Annotated in this window: 12 protein-coding genes; 7 read left to right on the top strand and 5 right to left on the bottom strand. The window is 63.1% G+C overall.

Annotated features, from left to right (window positions below):
• The first annotated feature begins 4 nt into the window (after positions 1-4).
• Entirely contained in the window at positions 5-2,683 is a 2,679-nt protein-coding gene (locus J7557_RS06935; RefSeq protein WP_291418687.1) for a sensor histidine kinase KdpD, read from the top strand.
• Complete coding sequence (locus J7557_RS06940; protein ID WP_291418689.1) at positions 2,680-3,375, top strand: response regulator; 696 nt, start codon at positions 2,680-2,682, stop codon at positions 3,373-3,375. The genes J7557_RS06935 and J7557_RS06940 overlap by 4 nt, the downstream gene beginning before the upstream one ends.
• On the opposite strand, the gene J7557_RS06945 is transcribed toward J7557_RS06940, so the two are convergent.
• A complete protein-coding gene (locus J7557_RS06945; RefSeq protein ID WP_291418691.1) occupies positions 3,372-6,695 on the bottom strand; it encodes a response regulator in 3,324 nt (1,107 codons plus the stop codon). The genes J7557_RS06940 and J7557_RS06945 overlap by 4 nt on opposite strands.
• 220 nt (positions 6,696-6,915) lie before the next feature.
• Between J7557_RS06945 and J7557_RS06950 the strand changes: the two genes are divergently transcribed.
• From J7557_RS06950 to J7557_RS06970, 5 genes are read left to right on the top strand one after another with little or no spacing between them, the layout of a single operon-like run.
• On the top strand, positions 6,916-8,571 hold the full coding sequence (locus J7557_RS06950) for an ABC transporter substrate-binding protein (RefSeq protein WP_291418693.1): 1,656 nt from the start codon (positions 6,916-6,918) through the stop codon (positions 8,569-8,571).
• A gap of 59 nt (positions 8,572-8,630) precedes the next feature.
• Positions 8,631-9,608, top strand: coding sequence for an ABC transporter permease (locus J7557_RS06955; RefSeq protein WP_291418695.1), 978 nt, complete (start codon positions 8,631-8,633; stop codon positions 9,606-9,608).
• A gap of 5 nt (positions 9,609-9,613) precedes the next feature.
• On the top strand, positions 9,614-10,522 hold the full coding sequence (locus J7557_RS06960; RefSeq protein ID WP_291418697.1) for an ABC transporter permease: 909 nt from the start codon (positions 9,614-9,616) through the stop codon (positions 10,520-10,522).
• On the top strand, positions 10,519-11,310 hold the full coding sequence (locus tag J7557_RS06965; protein ID WP_291418698.1) for an ABC transporter ATP-binding protein: 792 nt from the start codon (positions 10,519-10,521) through the stop codon (positions 11,308-11,310). The genes J7557_RS06960 and J7557_RS06965 overlap by 4 nt, the downstream gene beginning before the upstream one ends.
• Positions 11,311-11,368: 58 nt before the next feature.
• Positions 11,369-12,244, top strand: a complete 876-nt coding sequence (locus J7557_RS06970; RefSeq protein WP_291418967.1) for an ABC transporter ATP-binding protein — start codon at positions 11,369-11,371, stop codon at positions 12,242-12,244.
• Between the two features lie 62 nt (positions 12,245-12,306).
• On the opposite strand, the gene J7557_RS06975 is transcribed toward J7557_RS06970, so the two are convergent.
• The 4 genes from J7557_RS06975 to J7557_RS06990 are packed head-to-tail and all read right to left on the bottom strand — an operon-like array spanning position 12,307 to position 16,201.
• On the bottom strand, positions 12,307-13,155 hold the full coding sequence (locus tag J7557_RS06975) for an alpha/beta hydrolase (RefSeq protein WP_291418700.1): 849 nt from the start codon (positions 13,153-13,155) through the stop codon (positions 12,307-12,309).
• A gap of 32 nt (positions 13,156-13,187) precedes the next feature.
• Positions 13,188-14,351 (bottom strand): Xaa-Pro peptidase family protein, encoded by a 1,164-nt coding sequence (locus J7557_RS06980; RefSeq protein ID WP_291418702.1) that lies wholly within the window; start codon positions 14,349-14,351, stop codon positions 13,188-13,190.
• 3 nt (positions 14,352-14,354) lie between these two features.
• Positions 14,355-15,242, bottom strand: coding sequence for an ABC transporter permease (locus J7557_RS06985; RefSeq protein WP_291418704.1), 888 nt, complete (start codon positions 15,240-15,242; stop codon positions 14,355-14,357).
• Positions 15,242-16,201, bottom strand: a complete 960-nt coding sequence (locus J7557_RS06990; protein WP_291418706.1) for an ABC transporter permease — start codon at positions 16,199-16,201, stop codon at positions 15,242-15,244. Before J7557_RS06990 ends, J7557_RS06985 begins: the two co-directional genes overlap by 1 nt.

The following is a 16,201-nucleotide window of genomic DNA, read 5'->3' on the forward strand; positions in this document are numbered from 1 at the left end:
CGACGTGCAAGACATCCGGCGTCCAGATCCCGAAGCGCTCCTCGCCGAAACGCAGAAGGCGCATCGGGGAAAACTCAAGGTTTTCTTGGGCATGGCGCCGGGTGTCGGCAAAACCTACGAAATGCTGCGCCAGGCGCGACGGCGCAAGATGGACGGGCTCGATGTGGTGATCGGGCTCGTCGAGACGCATGGGCGCAAGGAGACGGAGAGCCTGCTTAGGGGTATGGACGTGCTGCCGCGGCGGCCGATCGAGCATCGGGGGCGGACGCTGCTTGAGTTCGATATCGATGCGGCGCTGTCGCGAAAACCCGAGCTGCTGATCGTCGACGAATATGCCCATACCAATGCTTCGGGCTCGCGGCACCCGAAGCGGTGGCAGGACGTCGAGGAATTGCTGGCGGCGGGGATCGATGTCTGGACGACACTGAACGTCCAGCATCTCGAAAGCCTCGTTGATGTGGTGTTGAAAATCACTGGCGTGCGGCAGCGCGAGACGGTGCCGGACGGGGCGCTGTCGCGGGCGGATGATATTGAAGTCATCGACATTACCCCGGCCGAATTGCGCGAGCGCATGGCGGCGGGAAAGGTCTATGTTCCGGAAACGGCGCGGCTGGCGGCGGACAATTTCTTCAAGCCCGAAAACCTGACGGCACTGCGCGAACTGGCGCTGCGGCGCGCGGCGCAGACGGTGGATGATCAGCTCAACGCGGCAATGCGGGTCAAGGGGCTGGAGGGGCCCTGGGCGGCGGGGGACCGCATTCTGGTTCTGGTGGCCGATGATGGCATGGCGAGTGCGCTTGTGCGGCAGGGCAGGCGGCTGTCCGATACGATGAAGGATGCGCCTTGGATCGTGGCGCATATCACGCGCGGGCGGTCGGAAGACGGAGAAGCCGGGACGACCTCGAAGCTGACGGATGCGCTGAAATTGGCGGAGCAATTGGGCGCAACGACGGTGGTGCTCAACGGCGCTGATCTCGTGGCGGCCGCGCTCGCCTATGCCGGCCAGAACAATGTGACCCAGATTGTCATCGGCAAGGGGCGCGACAATCGCCTGCGCGAAATGTTCGGCCTGTCGCTGGCGGCCGAATTGTTGCGGGCGGCGCGGGGCGTGTCCATTCACGTCGTGACCGAGCCGGGCGAGAACCAGGTGCGGATGCGGCGGCCCTGGTTGCAAATCCTGCGGCGCGGCTGGGCGCCCTATGCCATCGGGTTAGGCTATGTCGGGGTGGCGACGGCGCTGGCCTATGTGCTCGATCTGCAGTTCGAGCGGGCGGATCTGGGCATGATTTTTCTTGCGGCCATTCTGGCGGCGGCTGTGGTGCATGGGCTGGCGCCGGGCATGGTGGCGGCGGTCTGCGCTTTTGCTATCTACAACGTGCTGTTCCTGAGCCCGCGCTACAGCTTTGCCATCGGCTCGCCGACTGACCTTCTCACCCTGATGGTCTTTCTCGCGGTGGCACTGGCGACGGGCATCCTGGCCGGCCGTTCGCGCGACAGGGCGCGAGAGGCGCAGCGGCGGGCAAGCGATGTGACCTCGCTGCTGGTGGCAACGCGGGCCTTTTCGCGGGCGCCGACCAAGGCCGACGCTGCCCGCGCACTGGCCGAGCAGACGACGGCGGCGACGGGCGCGAAGTCGATCGTGCTATTGCCTGAAAATGGAGAACTGGTGATCGTGGCCGGGGCGCCGGAGGCGCAGGAACTGGGGCCGGGGGCCATGGCGGCGGCGCGCTGGACCTGGGAGCGGGGCGAACCGGCCGGGCACAATACGGGCACGCTGCCGCAGAGCAATTGGTCGTTCCGGCCGCTGCGGGGCGTGCAGAACCGGACGGGCGTGGTCGGCATCGAGCGGGTCGCGACGGTGCCGGGGTCGGATCAGGAAAAGCTGCTTACGGCGCTGGCGGATGGCGGTGGCATTGCCATCGAACGCGCGGAGTTCGCCCTGCACGCGGTGGAGGCCGAGACCTTGCGGCGCTCGGACCGGTTCAGGACGGCGCTGCTGAATTCAGTGAGCCATGATCTGCGGACGCCGCTGTCGACGGTGCTTGGATCGTCCTCGACGTTGCTGGAGCTGGGCGACAAGCTGGCGCCGGCGGTGAAGCAGGACTTGCTGGAATCCATCCGCGAGGAAGGCGAGCGGCTCAATCACTATATTCGCAATCTGCTCGACATGACCCGGCTTGAGGGCGGCGGGGTGACGCTGCGGCTGGAGGACAGCGATATAGAGGCCGTGCTACGCACCGCCACGGCGCGGTTGAGCCGGCGGCTGGGCGAGCATTCGATCACCTATGATTTCCCGGCGGAATTGCCCAAGGTGATGATCGATCCCGGCCTGCTGGAGCAGGCGGTGGTGAACATTCTCGAAAACGCGATTGCCTATTCGCCGGACAATACCGAAATCAGTATAGCGGCCTATGAGGACCGCAGGAAGGTCATCATCAGCATCGAGGATGAGGGCAAGGGTATTCCCACCGATGAGCTGGAGCGCGTCTTCGACAAGTTCCGGCGGCTCGAAGAACCGACCGATCGCAGCAAGGGCGTGGGGCTGGGGCTGTCCATCACCAAGGGATTCATTGAAGCCATGGGGGGCACCATTGTGGCCGCCAGCCCCATTCATGGCGACAAGGGCACGCGCATGCTGATCGCTCTCAACAAGTCGGACGCCGACGTCTGGAAAGACAAGTGAACCAACCGCTCGCACGCATTCTTGTCATCGACGATGAGCCGCAAATCCATCGCTTCCTCGGGCCGGCGCTGGAGGCGGCGGGCTACCACCATCGGCGTGCCGATAACGGTACGCAGGGGCTGCGGGAAATTGCGCAGTGGAGTCCCGACGTGGTGATCCTCGATCTCGGCCTGCCCGACATGGACGGCAAGGATGTGTTGACGCGGGCGCGGGCCTTTTATGAAGGACCGATCCTGATCCTGTCGGCGCGCGACAAGGAAGGCGAGAAGATTGAGGCCTTTGAGAGCGGCGCCAATGACTATGTCGAAAAGCCCTTTGGGATTGGCGAGCTTTTGGCGCGTATCAAGGTGGCGCTCCGTCCGCGGGCGGTGGCGCAGCCGGCGGCAACCAAGGTGCGGTTTGGCGATGTCGCGGTTGATCTCGATATGCGCTACGTGACCCGCAACGGCGAGGCGGTGCATCTGCCGCCCAAGGAATATGCGCTGCTGACGCGGCTGATTTCGGGCCATGGCAAGGTGCTTACGCACAAGGAGCTGCTGGTGGCCGTTTGGGGGGCGGCGCATACCGAGGATACGCAATATCTGCGCGTCGCCATTGGGCAATTGCGCCAGAAGCTGGAGGCCGATCCAGCCTCGCCCAGCCATATCGTGACCGAACCGGGTATTGGCTATCGGTTGAAGCGCGAGGGCTAGGTGCGGTCCGCTTCGAGCGAGGCTTTGACCATGCGCTTGAGACTGGAAACGTGGCCGGAGAGGGGCTCGGTGGTTTCCGGCTGCAGGGAAGCCACTTGCGCAAGCACATATTCGCCGGTGCCGATGACGTCGCGCCAGCGGGGACGGTCGGGGAGGGTTTCGACCAGCAGGTACTTGTCGAGCGTGCGCGCTTGCAATGAGGAGCGGTCGAGACTCACGCGCCAGATACCGCTTTCCTCGGCAAGGTCGAATTTGGATTTGCCGGTCGCCTTGCGCCAGAGGTTGAGGCTCTCTGTCATCACCGCCACGATCATTTCGCGGTAAAGTTCCCGGTCCGACGGGGTCTCTTCGATAGCCGCAAGGTCGGGGCCGACCGTGTCGAGGACGTCGCGAATGGAGCGGTTTACGAGCTCCGCCCGCTGCCGGAGTGGCGCGGTGTCGTGGTCGATGATGAGGGCAAGGCCGCCGCCTTGCTGGGGTTCGATGTCAAAACCCTGGATGATGACCTTGTGGTCCGGCGCGCCAAAGGTCGTGTTCGTGAGATTGGCCTGGCCGTCGGTTTCGATCTCGCTGCGCATATTGTCGAGGAAGCCGGGATCGAGAAGGTCGCCGAGGAGCGTCTGGCCGGTTTCGATGCGGCCGCCGGAAAGCTGCATGGCTTGCTGGTTGGCATAGATGATACGCCCCGCCTCGTTGGCGCAGACAAGGCCGACAGAGACTGTGTCGAGGAGGCGCGACATGCGTTGCTGGGAAAGGCGTAGCGCGTCTTCCACGCGGACGCGGCGGTCGATTTCCTGCTTGAGTTCGGCGTTTTCGCGCGCCTGCATCTGGGCGTGGGTGGCCGAAAGGAGGGTGGCGATGCGGGCCAGGAGTTCGTCTTTGACGAAGGGCTTGCACACATAGTCGTTGGCGCCGCTTTCAAAACCGGCGAGGAGATCGCGGGTGCGGCTGCGGGCGGTGAGCATGATGATGGGCAATTCATGCAGCGAAAAACGCTCGCGCAGTTTTCGGGCGACGTCGAGGCCGCTGAGGCCGGGCATCATCACATCGAGAATGACGAGATCGGGCTTTTGGCGGGCGACGGCGTCGAGGGCTTCCGTGCCATTGCGGGCGGCCTCGAAACGGTAGCCGAGCGGCTGGAGCACATTGCGCAGGACCTGGATGTTGACCGGCTCGTCGTCGACGACGAGGAGATGCGGCCCATCCTTGGCGGCAAAAGGCGCGTCGGGCATGAGGGGCAGGTCGATGTAGCCGGTGCCTGGCTCCGCGAGGAGTTCCACGGCGTTCAGTTCCGAGCCGGGAGGGGCGACGGGGAGGACGAGACGGAAGACAGAGCCTTCGCCCAGCGTGCTGGTCGCCGAGAGTTTGCCATGCATGGCGTGGGCGAGCTGGCGGGCAATGGTGAGGCCGAGGCCAGACCCTTCGATCTCGTTGCCACTGGCGCGTTCGAGTGGCTGGAACACGCGTTCGAGACTGTCGGCAGCGATGCCGATACCGGTATCGCTGATCGAGATTTCGATTTCGTGGCCGACACGCCGGGCGCTGACCGAGACCGTGCCGCTGCCGGTATATTTGATGGCATTGCCGACGAGGTTGTAGAGGATCTGTTCGAGCCGCACCGGGTCGGCTTCGAGATAGGGCAAGTCGTCTTCCAGCTCGACCTTGATGCTGACAGGCTCGCCCCAGACCATGGTCTGCGCCACCGAGAGCACGTTACGGATCGAGGTCGGAAGGTGGACGGCGTGGATGTCGAGATTCATCCGGCCCTGGCGGATGCGGTAGAGATCGAGCAGATCGTCGACGAGGCGGGAGAGGCGCCGCGCGGAGAAGGTGATGAGTTCGAGCTGGCTGCGCTGCAAGGCGGTGAGATCGCCGGCAGCGCCGGTCGCCAGCGTGCCTGAAATGCCGATGATGCCATTGAGCGGGGTGCGCAATTCGTGGCTGGTATTGGCGACGAAAGCGTCCTTCTGGCGGTCAGCTTCTTCCAGCTCGGCGTTCTTTTCGGCGATGACGCGGACTTGCTGTTCCAGTTCCTGGTTTTTCTGGCCGATCAAGGTGAGCTGGTCGCGCACTGCCATGCGCATGCGGCTGAAACTGGTGGTGAGGCGCGCCAGCTCATCCGGGCCTGAGATTTTCGGCACATCGAGATCAAGCTGCCCTGCGGCGATGGCTTCGGCAGCGTCGGCCAATTTGCCGAGCGAGGCCGAGATGGTGCGCGAGAGCATGAGGGCGATGAGGAAGATCAGCGGCAGGCTGATGGCGGCGATCAGGGCTACGAACTGGGTGAGGGATTCGGTCTTGGCGAAGGCGAGACGGGTGGGCGTTTCGGCCGAGAGGTGCCAAGGCGTGGCGCCGAAGGGCAGGACGGTCCAGGCGGCAAGAGCGGGCTCGCCGCCGGCGCCGCTATCGAGAATGTCGGCGCCGCGTTCGGAGCCGCGGGAAATGCTGGCGAGGCGCTTGTCGCCGGGGTGCAGGGCTCCGTCGGGCGGGCCGGAGATCAGGGCGCCGCTGCTGCTGGTGAGGAACAATTGCCCCGTCGCCTGATTGCCGAACTGGCCTTGCACGACGGCGTCGACGGCATCGGCGGGCAGGCGGAAGACGGCAAGGCCGCGGGTGCGGCTGTGAAAGTCGATACGCACGGCGACATAGGCGGAAAAGGCATTGGTGACGGGGTCGCGGCGGAAATCGAGGAGGGCGAGGCGGTCTTCGCCATCGCCTTCGAGCAGCGTTTCCGTCAATTGCCCGAGCGGCGTATTCCTCAGCGTCATGTCGAGATCGGCGCCGAGATAGCCGTCCTTTTCGACCGAATAGATGACGCGGGCGGCGCTGTTGATCAGGTAGAGATTGTCGAATTCGGAGGTGCGCACAAAACTCGCGAAATCTTCGTGGAAGCGGTTGTGCGCATTGGCATATTCAAGCGCAGTGCGGAGGAGGGGACCGCCCATTTCGGCCGGCTGGCCCACGCCGCCTTCGTTGAGCGCGAACACTTCCTGCAACACGCGCTGGGCCTTGTCGGGCGAGGCGTCGATCATGCGGAAGGCGTAGGAAAAGCCGTAAAATTCGCCGACCGAATAGCGCACCGTGTTGGATTTGGTGAGCGTTTCCGCCTGGCGCAGGGAGAAGGCGAGGTATTGCTCGATCTCGGCATGCTTGGCGTCGCGCACGAACTGCAACTGCGCGAAAGTCTCGTCGCGCAGGCTCGACGTCAGCGTGGTGATCAGCGCCCAAAAGGTGAGGGACAGCGGCACCGCCATGACGCCGAGAAAGATCAGGAACAGCCGTCCCCGAAAGTTGGACGGCCAGAGCGCCGGCAGCTTCATGTCTTCTCCTCCGGGCCTGCCGCCTCACCTCCCCGATGAGACCACTTCAAACCAGACTCCTGCCGCCGCGCTGAGTTTTTGCCGATTTTTCCGGCAAATTTGACGATTTTGACGCGGTGACTCCATCACCACTCTAGTGCCAATTAGATACCAATCGCAACTCATGCGGTGGATCCGGCCTCGACGCCGGATGCGGAGGATCATTTTGGGAGGACTTCAGATGTCTCTGAAGAAGACGACGCTCGTGCTATTGGCCGCCACGGTTGGCCTGCCTGTTTCGCACGCGCAGGAAGCCATTCTGACGGCGGTGCCGCAGCAGCTGACGGCCTGGGTTGAAAATTACAACCCGATGAATGCCACCACGGTTCTGCCGACGGTGCTGGACTTCATGTATGAGCCGCTGGTCGTGTTCAACGCTATCAAGGGTGGCGAGGCGAACTATCGCCTGGCGTCCGCATATGAATATTCCGACGACGGACTCTCGCTGACCTTTACCATGCGCGATGGCGCAAAATGGTCAGATGGCGAGCCGCTGACGGCAAAGGATGTGGCCTTCACATTCAATATGATCAAGGAATTCCCCGCTCTCGACCTGCGCGCCGTCTGGCCCAAGCTCGAAAGCGTCGAAGCCAGTGACGACAAGACCGTCACCTTCAAGTTCAAGCAGGTCGATGCGGGCCTGATCTACCAGATCGTGCAGACCTATGTGGTGCCCGAGCACGTCTGGGCTGATGTGGCCGACCCCGTCACCTTCACCAATCCCGCTCCGGTCGGTTCGGGTCCGCTGACGGAAATCCGCCGCTTCACGCCGCAGGAATATATCCAGTGCCGCAACCCAAACTATTGGGACAATGCGGAGCTGGAAGTCGACTGCATGCGCATGCCGCAGGTGTCGAACAATGACCAGGTGCTGACCATGGCCGCCAATGGCGAGCTCGACTGGTTCGGCTCCTTCCTGCCCGATATCGAACGCACCTATCTGGCCGGCGATCCGGATCACCGCGGCTATTGGTTCCCGGCCGGTTCGCCGGTCTATTTCTCGCTCAACATGGAAAGCGAGGATCCGGGCCTCAAGGAAGCCTTCAGCGACGTCGACTTCCGCCGCGCCTTCTCGATGGCCATGGACCGTCAGGCCATGGTTGATATTGCCGGCTATGGCTACCCGACCGCCAACGAATATGCCTCCGGCCTCGGCCAGGCCTATGACGTGTGGAACAATGTCGAGGCCGAAGCCGAGTTCGGGCACTTCGCCCGGTTCGATATCGAAGCCGCCAAGACGCTGCTTGCCGATGCCGGCTATGCCGACAAGGATGGTGACGGTTTCCTCGAAACCCCGACCGGCCTGCCGATTGCCTTTGAAATCATCGTGCCCAATGGCTGGACCGACTGGGTGAACACGGTGCAGCTCGCCATCGAAGGCCTTGCCGAAGTGGGCATCAATGCCGCGATGGCAACGCCGGAAAGCCCGGCCTGGACCGATGCGCTGATCTCGGGCAAGTACGAAGCCGCGCTCAATGCCGTCGCTACCGGCGTCAGCCCGCACTTCTTCCTCGACTCCTCGCTGCACTCGCGCAACGTCGGGCAGAACCGCTTCGCCTCCTCGCGTTATGCCAATCCCGAACTCGATGCGGCGCTCGATGCCTTCAATGCCACGACCGACGCGGCCGAGCAGGGCGAAGCGATGAAGAAGGTTCTGGCCCTGATCGCCGCCGACATGCCGCTGATCAACGTGTTCAACAACCCGCTCTGGTACGAATACAACACGACCCGCTTCACCGGCTTCTTCAATGCCGACAATCCGGTCGCTCGTCCGGTGGTTTATGCCGGCGTGCCGGAACGCCTGCTGCACCTCCTGGCACTCTCCCCAGTCAAGTAATCCCTTGAAGAAAGGCGGCGCGGCTTCGGCTGCGCCGTCTTGCTCTTTTGGAGAGTGCGATGAATTTCGTTATCCGCCGGATAGCCTTCTATCTTGTGGCCTTCCTCGTGGCCGCCACGATCAATTTCGCCCTGCCGCGCCTGATGCCGGGCAATCCCATCGACGTCATGTTCGCCCAGCAGAACAGCACCCTGACGCCGGAAGCGCGCGATGCGCTGGTCGCGACATTTGGTTTTGCCTCGGGGCCGCTGCACCTGCAGTTTCTCGACTATATGAAGTCGGTCTTTACCGGCGACCTCGGCTATTCCATCCGCTTCTATCCGCAGAAGGTGAACCAGGTTCTGGCCTATGCGCTGCCCTGGACGCTGCTTTTGGCGGGGACCGCGACGCTAATGGCTTTCTGTGTCGGCTCGATCATCGGCACCTTCGCCGCATGGCGCCGCGGGGGCATGCTCGATGCGGTGGTGACACCGGTTTCGCTGGCCTTGCAGGCGACCCCGGCAGTGGTGATTGCCCTGACCGCACTCTTCATTTTTGGCGTGGCACTGAAATGGCTGCCGACGGGCTACGCCTTTGCACCCGCGCTCGACCCTGCCTGGAGTTGGGAATTCTTCGGCAGCGTGGCGCTGCATGGGCTGATGCCCATTTGCTCGCTGATGGTGGTTTTCGTCGGCGGCTATCTCGTCACCATGCGCAACAACATGATCGGCCAATTGGGCGAGGATCACGTCACTATGGGGCTCGCCAAGGGCCTGTCGGACCGGCGCGTGCAGCTCAATTATGCCGCCCGCAATGCGCTGCTGCCTTCGGTGACCTCGCTCGGCCTGACGCTGGGTGCGATCCTCGGCGGTTCGCTCGTGACGGAGGTGGTGTTCAACTATCCCGGCCTTGGGCAGACGCTCTATATCGGCATCGTCACGCGCGACTATCCGCTCATTCAGGGGCAGTTGCTGATCATGACCTTTGCCACCCTGCTCGCGAACCTCGCGGTCGATCTTCTCTACGTCTTCTTCGATCCACGCCTGCGGAAGGCCTGAGACCCATGTTCGAGACACTCAAAGTTTTCCTGCGCAACAAGAAGGCCCTGATCGGCCTGATTATTGTGCTGCTCTATGTCGCCGTTGCCATTTTCGGGCCTATGTTGCTCAATCTCGACCCGATGCAGCGCGTCGGCCGGCCGCATCAGCCGCCTAATGCCGATGAACTGCTCGGCACCACCCGCATGGGACGCGATGTCTTCGCCCAGCTCATCTATGGCACGCGCACCTCGCTGGCCGTGGGCTTCTTCGCCGGCATCATCATCGTGCTGATCGGTACCGTGCTCGGCATTGCCGCCGGCTATTTTGGTGGCTGGATCGACGAGGTCATCTCGTTTTTCACCAATGTAGTACTGGTGATTCCGCAATTGCCGCTGCTGCTGGTCATTGCCGCCTTCATGGGGCAGACCAATCCGGCCGTCATCGCCATCATTATCGGCATGACCTCCTGGGCTTGGGGCGCACGCGTTACCCGTTCGCAGACCCTGACGCTGCGGAATCGGGAATATATTCTTGCATCCGAATTGATCGGCGAGCGGCCGACGCGGATGATCTTTGTCGAGCTGCTGCCTAACCTCCTGTCGATCATCGGCTTCAATTTCATCGGCTCGGTGACCTATACGATCATCACCCAGGCAACGCTGGAATTTTTGGGCCTCGGCAATCCCATGTCGGTGTCTTGGGGCACCATGCTTTACCATGCGCAAAATGCGTCGGCGATCAGCGTGGGCGCCTGGTGGGAAGTGCTGGTGCCGGCGCTGGCCGTGGCCGGTATCGGTGTTGGCTTGTCGCTGCTGAACTTTGGCGTCGATGAAATCTCCAACCCGCGGCTACGCACGCTCGGGACTGTGGCTGCAGCCATCAAGGCGCAGAAGAAGCTCGACCAGCAGCGTCTCGCGGAGGTCAAGCCATGACCGACAAACTACTCGATGTGCGCGGGCTGAAAGTCGATTTTCTGACGGCCAAGGGACTTTTCACGGCTGTGAAGGGCGTCGACTTTTCCATCGGTCGCGGCGAGGTGCTGGGGCTGGCGGGGGAGTCGGGTTCGGGCAAGAGCACGATCGCTCTGGCGCTGATGCGTTTGCATCGTCCGCCGGCCATTATTTCCGAGGGCTCGATCAGCCTTGATGGCGAGGATGTGCTCGCCATGACGCCGGAGCGGCTGCGCAAGTGGCGCTGGTCGAGTGTCTCCATGGTGTTCCAGAGCGCCATGAACTCGCTCAATCCGGTGCTGACGATCTTTGAACAGTTCCGCGACGTGATTGTGCGCCACACTGGCGTTTCGACGGCGGAGGCACGGGCCCGGGCCAGCGAACTGCTGGCGCTGATCGGCATTCCGCAGAGCCGGCTCGACGATTATCCGCACCAGCTTTCGGGCGGCATGCGGCAGCGCGTGGTGCTCGCCATTGCGCTGGCGCTCGAACCGAAACTGATCATCATGGACGAGCCGACAACGGCGCTCGACGTGGTGGTGCAGCGCGAAATCCTGCAGGAAATCGTCGAACTCAAGCGCAAGTTCGGGTTCTCGATCCTCTTCATCACCCACGACCTGGCGCTGATGGGGCAATTCGCCGACCGCATCGCCATCATGCTCGAGGGCAAGTTGGTGGAGGTGGCGCCTTCGGCCGAACTCATCGCCAATCCGCAACATGACTATACCAGGCGGCTCTGGTCCTCCATGCCGCTGCTGACGAGGGCTTGAAACCATGCAGCAGGTTTCAGAACTGCTTCGGATCGAAGGCGCGACCAAGATCTTCCACATGAAGCCCATGCTGGGCGCGGCCCATGAAGTGGTGGCGCTCAACAATATCTCGCTCTCCATCCGGCCGGGCAAAGCGCTGGCCGTGGTGGGGGAAAGCGGATCGGGCAAATCGACGCTCGGCCGGGCCGTGGCGCGGCTCTTCCAACTCTCCTCGGGCACGATTGCCTTCAAGGGGCGGGATATTGCCGGCATGCGCTCGCGTGCCGACAAGCTCGACTATCTGCGCAGCGTGCAGATGGTGTTTCAGGACCCGTTCTCGGCGCTCAATCCGGCGCATACGATCCGGCATCATCTCGAGCGGCCGTTGATGCTGCACAAGAAGCTGCGGGGCGAGGCACTCGATAGTGCAGTGCAGGAGGTCTGCGCCGATGTGGAGCTTGATCCCTCGGTGACGCTCGAAAAATATCCGCATGAGCTTTCGGGCGGGCAGCGTCAGCGCGTCAATCTGGCCCGGGCCCTGGCCGTGGGCGCGGAGCTGATCATTGCCGACGAGCCGACTTCGATGCTCGACGTGTCGATCCGCCGCTCGGTGCTCGACCTGATGCGGCGGATGAAGGAGACGCGCTCGATCACCTTCCTCTACATCACCCATGACATCGCGACGGCGCAGTTCATCGCCGATGACATTGCCATCATGTATGCGGGACAGGTCGTGGAATGGGGGGCGCCGAACCTAGTGATTTCCAATCCGCAGCATCCCTATACAAAACTGCTGCTCTCGGCCGTGCCGGACCCTGCAATTAAGCTCGATGGCACGGGTGCAAAATCTTTCGCGAGCGAAGCCCAGGCGGTGCGGGCGCTGGCGCGAAAAGCTTCGCCGGAAGTCGTGGAAGTGCAGCCGGGCCATTTCGTGCGCAAGTTCGACGCTGTCTAGGCTGGGCCGTCATTCTTTCTCCGAGACCGGCGCATGTTAGCGCCGGTCTTGGGTTTGGCCTGTCAGGCCTTGCCGAGGGCGCGGCGAAGGAAGTCGCGGACCGTCTGCTGGAATTTCGGGGCTTCTTCGACCTGCGGAGCGTGGCCCGAATTTTCGAAGATGACCAGTTCCGAGCCGGGAATAAGGCGATGGATGGTTTCGGAAGCAGCGACCGGGGTGATCCAATCGTGGCGACCCACGGTGATCAGTGTCGGGACCTTGATCCCGGGCAGATGCGGCTTGAGGTCGTAGTTTTCCTGGTTCACGGCGAAGGCAAAATTGTGCGTCGCATAGTGATAGGGCGTGTTGGCGACGCGCGCATGCACCTTGTCCATGTCGAGGTCATGGTCGTAGAGCGGCAGGATATGCGCCCAGGCGGCCTTGAGGTCTTCGTTGTCTCGGGTCGTGCCGGCCATGATGCGGTTGAAGAGGTCGAGATCGACCTCGATGCGCGGCGAGGCGAGGGCATTGGCGCGCGAGAGTTCGCGGTGTGCGTTGTCGGCCGAGGTGTCGCGCAGCACCATTGCGAGGACGCGGTCGGGATAGCGGATGGCATATTCCATCGAGATAAAACCGCCATAGGACCCGCCGGCCATGATGATCTTTTCGGCGCCGATCCATTCGCGGATGGCATCGACGTCGGCCGCCCATTGTTCATGGGTGAAGGGGGCTTTGTCTTCGGACGCGCCGCTGCCGCGGGCGTCGAAGACGACGACGCGATATTCGTCGGAGAAGGGGCCGAAGGAGGCCTTGGGTTCGGCATGGCTGCCAAGGCCAGGGGCGCCGTGGTGAACGATCATCGCCGGCTTGTTCTTGTCGTCGCCGCCCAGAACTTCGATGTTCAGGCGCGCGCCATTGATGGTGACGTCCATTCCAGTCTCCTCTTAGTCGTGAAATCCAGCGATCAGCCGATGATGCATTCGTCGATGGTGCGCGGATGGCTGGTCAGCCGCTCCGGCCCCGTCTCGGTGATCAGCACCGTGTCGGAAATGCGATAGCCGCCATGGCCGGGGATATAGAGGCCCGGTTCGGACGAGACGATCATGCCCGGCTGCAGCGGGCTGTCGTCGCCATCGGCGATCCACGGCGGCTCATGCAGCCAAATGCCGATGCCGTGGCCCTGGCGGTGGCGCAGATATTGCGCCATGCCGGCCTCGCGAATGACATCGAGACAGATGCGATTGGCTTCCGAGCAGGGGCGGCCGGCGATCAGTGCATCTGTGCCGATGGCCTGGGCGCGGGTAGCGACTTCGAAATAGCGACGCTGCTCGGCCGTGGGCTCGCCCATGACGAAGGTGCGTTCGCTCTCGGCAAAGCGGCCGCCAACGGCGCAGCCGAGTGAGAGGATGAAGGTTTCGCCGGGCTTGACCCGTTCTGCCGAGGGCAGGCCATGGGGAAGGGCGGCATTCTTGCCGGTATAGACGAGACCGCCGGCCAGCATCTGGCCGACGACGACGTCTTCGTGTTCGGCATACATGGTCTTGGTGCCGAAACTGGTGACGTGGCGGGCGAGTTCGGCCTCGCTGGGGAGTGGCGTGCCGGCGGCAAGGGCGTCGCAGATAAGCCGGAGGCCCGCGTCTACCATGGCGTCGGAAATGCGTGCCGCTTCGCGGTGAAGGGCGATCTCTTCGGGGAATTTGATGAGCCGCGCGTCCTCGACGATTTCGGACATGACCCAGGTGGCATTGGGCGCAAACTGCTCGAACTTTCTGACCCGGCCAACAGGCGTCGTCGGCGAATAGGCGATGCGGCCGGTGGGGTTCAGTTTTGACAGCAGGATCGAGAAGGCGTCCTCGATGCCGGGATATTCGGGATAGACGACGAATTCGGCAGCGGTGTTCTGCTTCTCGGCGTGGTCGGCTTCGAGCGCCGGGACGAGAAGAATGCAGTCCTTTTCCGTCAGCCAGATCGCGGCAGGTCGTTCATTGGGGAAATGGAAGAAGCCGCTGAGATAGGCGACGTGGTGGTGGTCGTCGACCAGGAGGCCGTCAAACCCCTGGGCGGCCATGCGGGCGCGCAGTCCATCCTGAATGCGCGCATAGGTGTCGCGCGAAAGGCGTTGCTTCACGGCTCAGTTCTCCCGGGTTTTTGGATTGCGGGCGTCGTTGTAGGCGATCGACATCAGGGTCGAAGAGACGACCAGAAGAAGAATGGCCAGCGAGGGGAAGAGCGTGCACCACCATGCGACGGTGAGTGCGCCGGAGCGCTGGGCATTGAAGAGGATCTTGCCCCAGGACCAGCTTTCCGGATCGCCAAGGCCGAGGAAGGAGAGGCCAGCTTCGGACATCACGGCGCGCGAGGCGGTGAGCACCACTGAAACGACGATGATCGGCGCAACGGCGGGCAGCAGGTGGCGGGTCATGATCCAGAAATGCGAGCCGCCAATGGTGCGGGCCGCATCGACATAGGGGAGGCGGGTGACCGACAGCGCCTGCGAGCGGACGATGCGGGTCACCTCGGGCCACGAGAAGAGCGCGATGACGACGACCAGCGTTGTGACCGAAGGGCCGACGAGCGCTGCCACGAGGATCATCAGCGGCAGCACGGGCAAGGCGAGGGAGACGTCGACCATCATGGAGATCGGCGCATCGAGGCGTTTGGCATAGGCGGCGAGGATGCCCAAAGCCACGCCGATGAGAATGGCGAGGAAGGACGAGGCGAAGCCGATGATCATGCTGATGCGGGTGCCCCAGATGACCTGGGCCAGCACGTCACGGCCGAGATCGTCGGTGCCGAAGGGATGGGCGGCGGAGGGTGGCATCAGGATTTCGATGCCGTAGCCGCTGGGGAATTCTGCCAGCAGCGGGGCAAGGAGGGCGATGAGCACCATGATCAGGATGACGGCGGCCGAACCCATGCCGAGCGGATTGCGCCGGAAGGCACGCCAGGTGCGCTGAGCGGGCTTGAGGTCGGCTGGGGCCAGGGTGGGCGCCGTCGTAGAAGTATTGGTCATGGTCATCAGGCGCGCACCCGCGGGTCCAAGAGCCCGTAGGCGATGTCGGTGAGGAGATTGGCAATGACCACCGTGGCGGCGAGCAGCACGAAGGCGCCCTGCAGCACAGGGAAATCGAGCTGGCCCACGGCCTCGTAAATGGCGCGGCCGACGCCGGGATAGGCGTAGATGGTTTCGGTGAGCACGGCGCCGCCGACGAGGAACCCGATCTGCAGGCCGATCAGGGTCGTGGTGGGGAGGAGCGCGTTGCGCAGGGCGTGCTTCCAGATGACCTTGTTTTCGCGCGTGCCCTTGGCGCGGGCGAGGTCGCAATATTCTTCGCCCAGAGCTTCGATCAGGGTGGCGCGCAGGGTCAGCACATAGGAGGCGAGTTGCGCCAGAACGAGCGTAAAGCTGGGCAGGATCAGGTGGTGCACGACCGAGAGATAATAGGAAACACCCGTTAGCCCCGATTTGACGGCCCCGCCTATGGGGAACCAGCCGAGCATGAGGCCGAGGGTGTAAAGGAGCAGAATACCGAGCGAGGGAACGAAGAGCGATTGGCCGACGACGCCGGTGATCTGGACGACCTGATCGACCCAACCGCGGGCACGGGTAGCCGCCAGGACGCCAAGCGGCACGCCGAGGATCACCGTGAGAAGAAGCGCCGACCCTGTAAGAAGGAGCGTCCACGGGAGACGCTCCATCAAGACTTGGCTCACCGGCTGGCTGCGCAGGAACGAGACGCCCAGATTGCCCTGAACGAGCTCGCGCAGATAGGCGAAGTACTGGACCGCCAGAGGGCGGTCCAGTCCGTACAGCTCAAGCTGCGTCTGACGGATTTCCTCGGTCATGCCTGGGCCGGCGACAGCCAGCACCGGGTCACCCGGCAAAAGCCGGACGAGGAAGAAAGTAACCGTCACGGCGAACCAGAAGGTCACCAATCCACGTATCAAACGTTGCAGAAAGTAGCCGGTGAGATGCAC

It is taken from the genome of Devosia sp., from assembly GCF_017744655.1.
Lineage (GTDB): Bacteria > Pseudomonadota > Alphaproteobacteria > Rhizobiales > Devosiaceae > Devosia.

Coding starts and splice junctions, on each gene's coding strand:
- J7557_RS06970 (WP_291418967.1), top strand. CDS start 11,369: ATGAAGCCCATGCTGGGCGCGGCCCATGAAGTGGTGGCGCTCAACAAT.
- J7557_RS06955 (WP_291418695.1), top strand. CDS start 8,631: ATGAATTTCGTTATCCGCCGGATAGCCTTCTATCTTGTGGCCTTCCTC.
- J7557_RS06950 (WP_291418693.1), top strand. CDS start 6,916: ATGTCTCTGAAGAAGACGACGCTCGTGCTATTGGCCGCCACGGTTGGC.
- J7557_RS06960 (WP_291418697.1), top strand. CDS start 9,614: ATGTTCGAGACACTCAAAGTTTTCCTGCGCAACAAGAAGGCCCTGATC.
- J7557_RS06985 (WP_291418704.1), bottom strand. CDS start 15,242: ATGACCATGACCAATACTTCTACGACGGCGCCCACCCTGGCCCCAGCC.
- J7557_RS06975 (WP_291418700.1), bottom strand. CDS start 13,155: ATGGACGTCACCATCAATGGCGCGCGCCTGAACATCGAAGTTCTGGGC.
- J7557_RS06965 (WP_291418698.1), top strand. CDS start 10,519: ATGACCGACAAACTACTCGATGTGCGCGGGCTGAAAGTCGATTTTCTG.
- J7557_RS06945 (WP_291418691.1), bottom strand. CDS start 6,695: ATGAAGCTGCCGGCGCTCTGGCCGTCCAACTTTCGGGGACGGCTGTTC.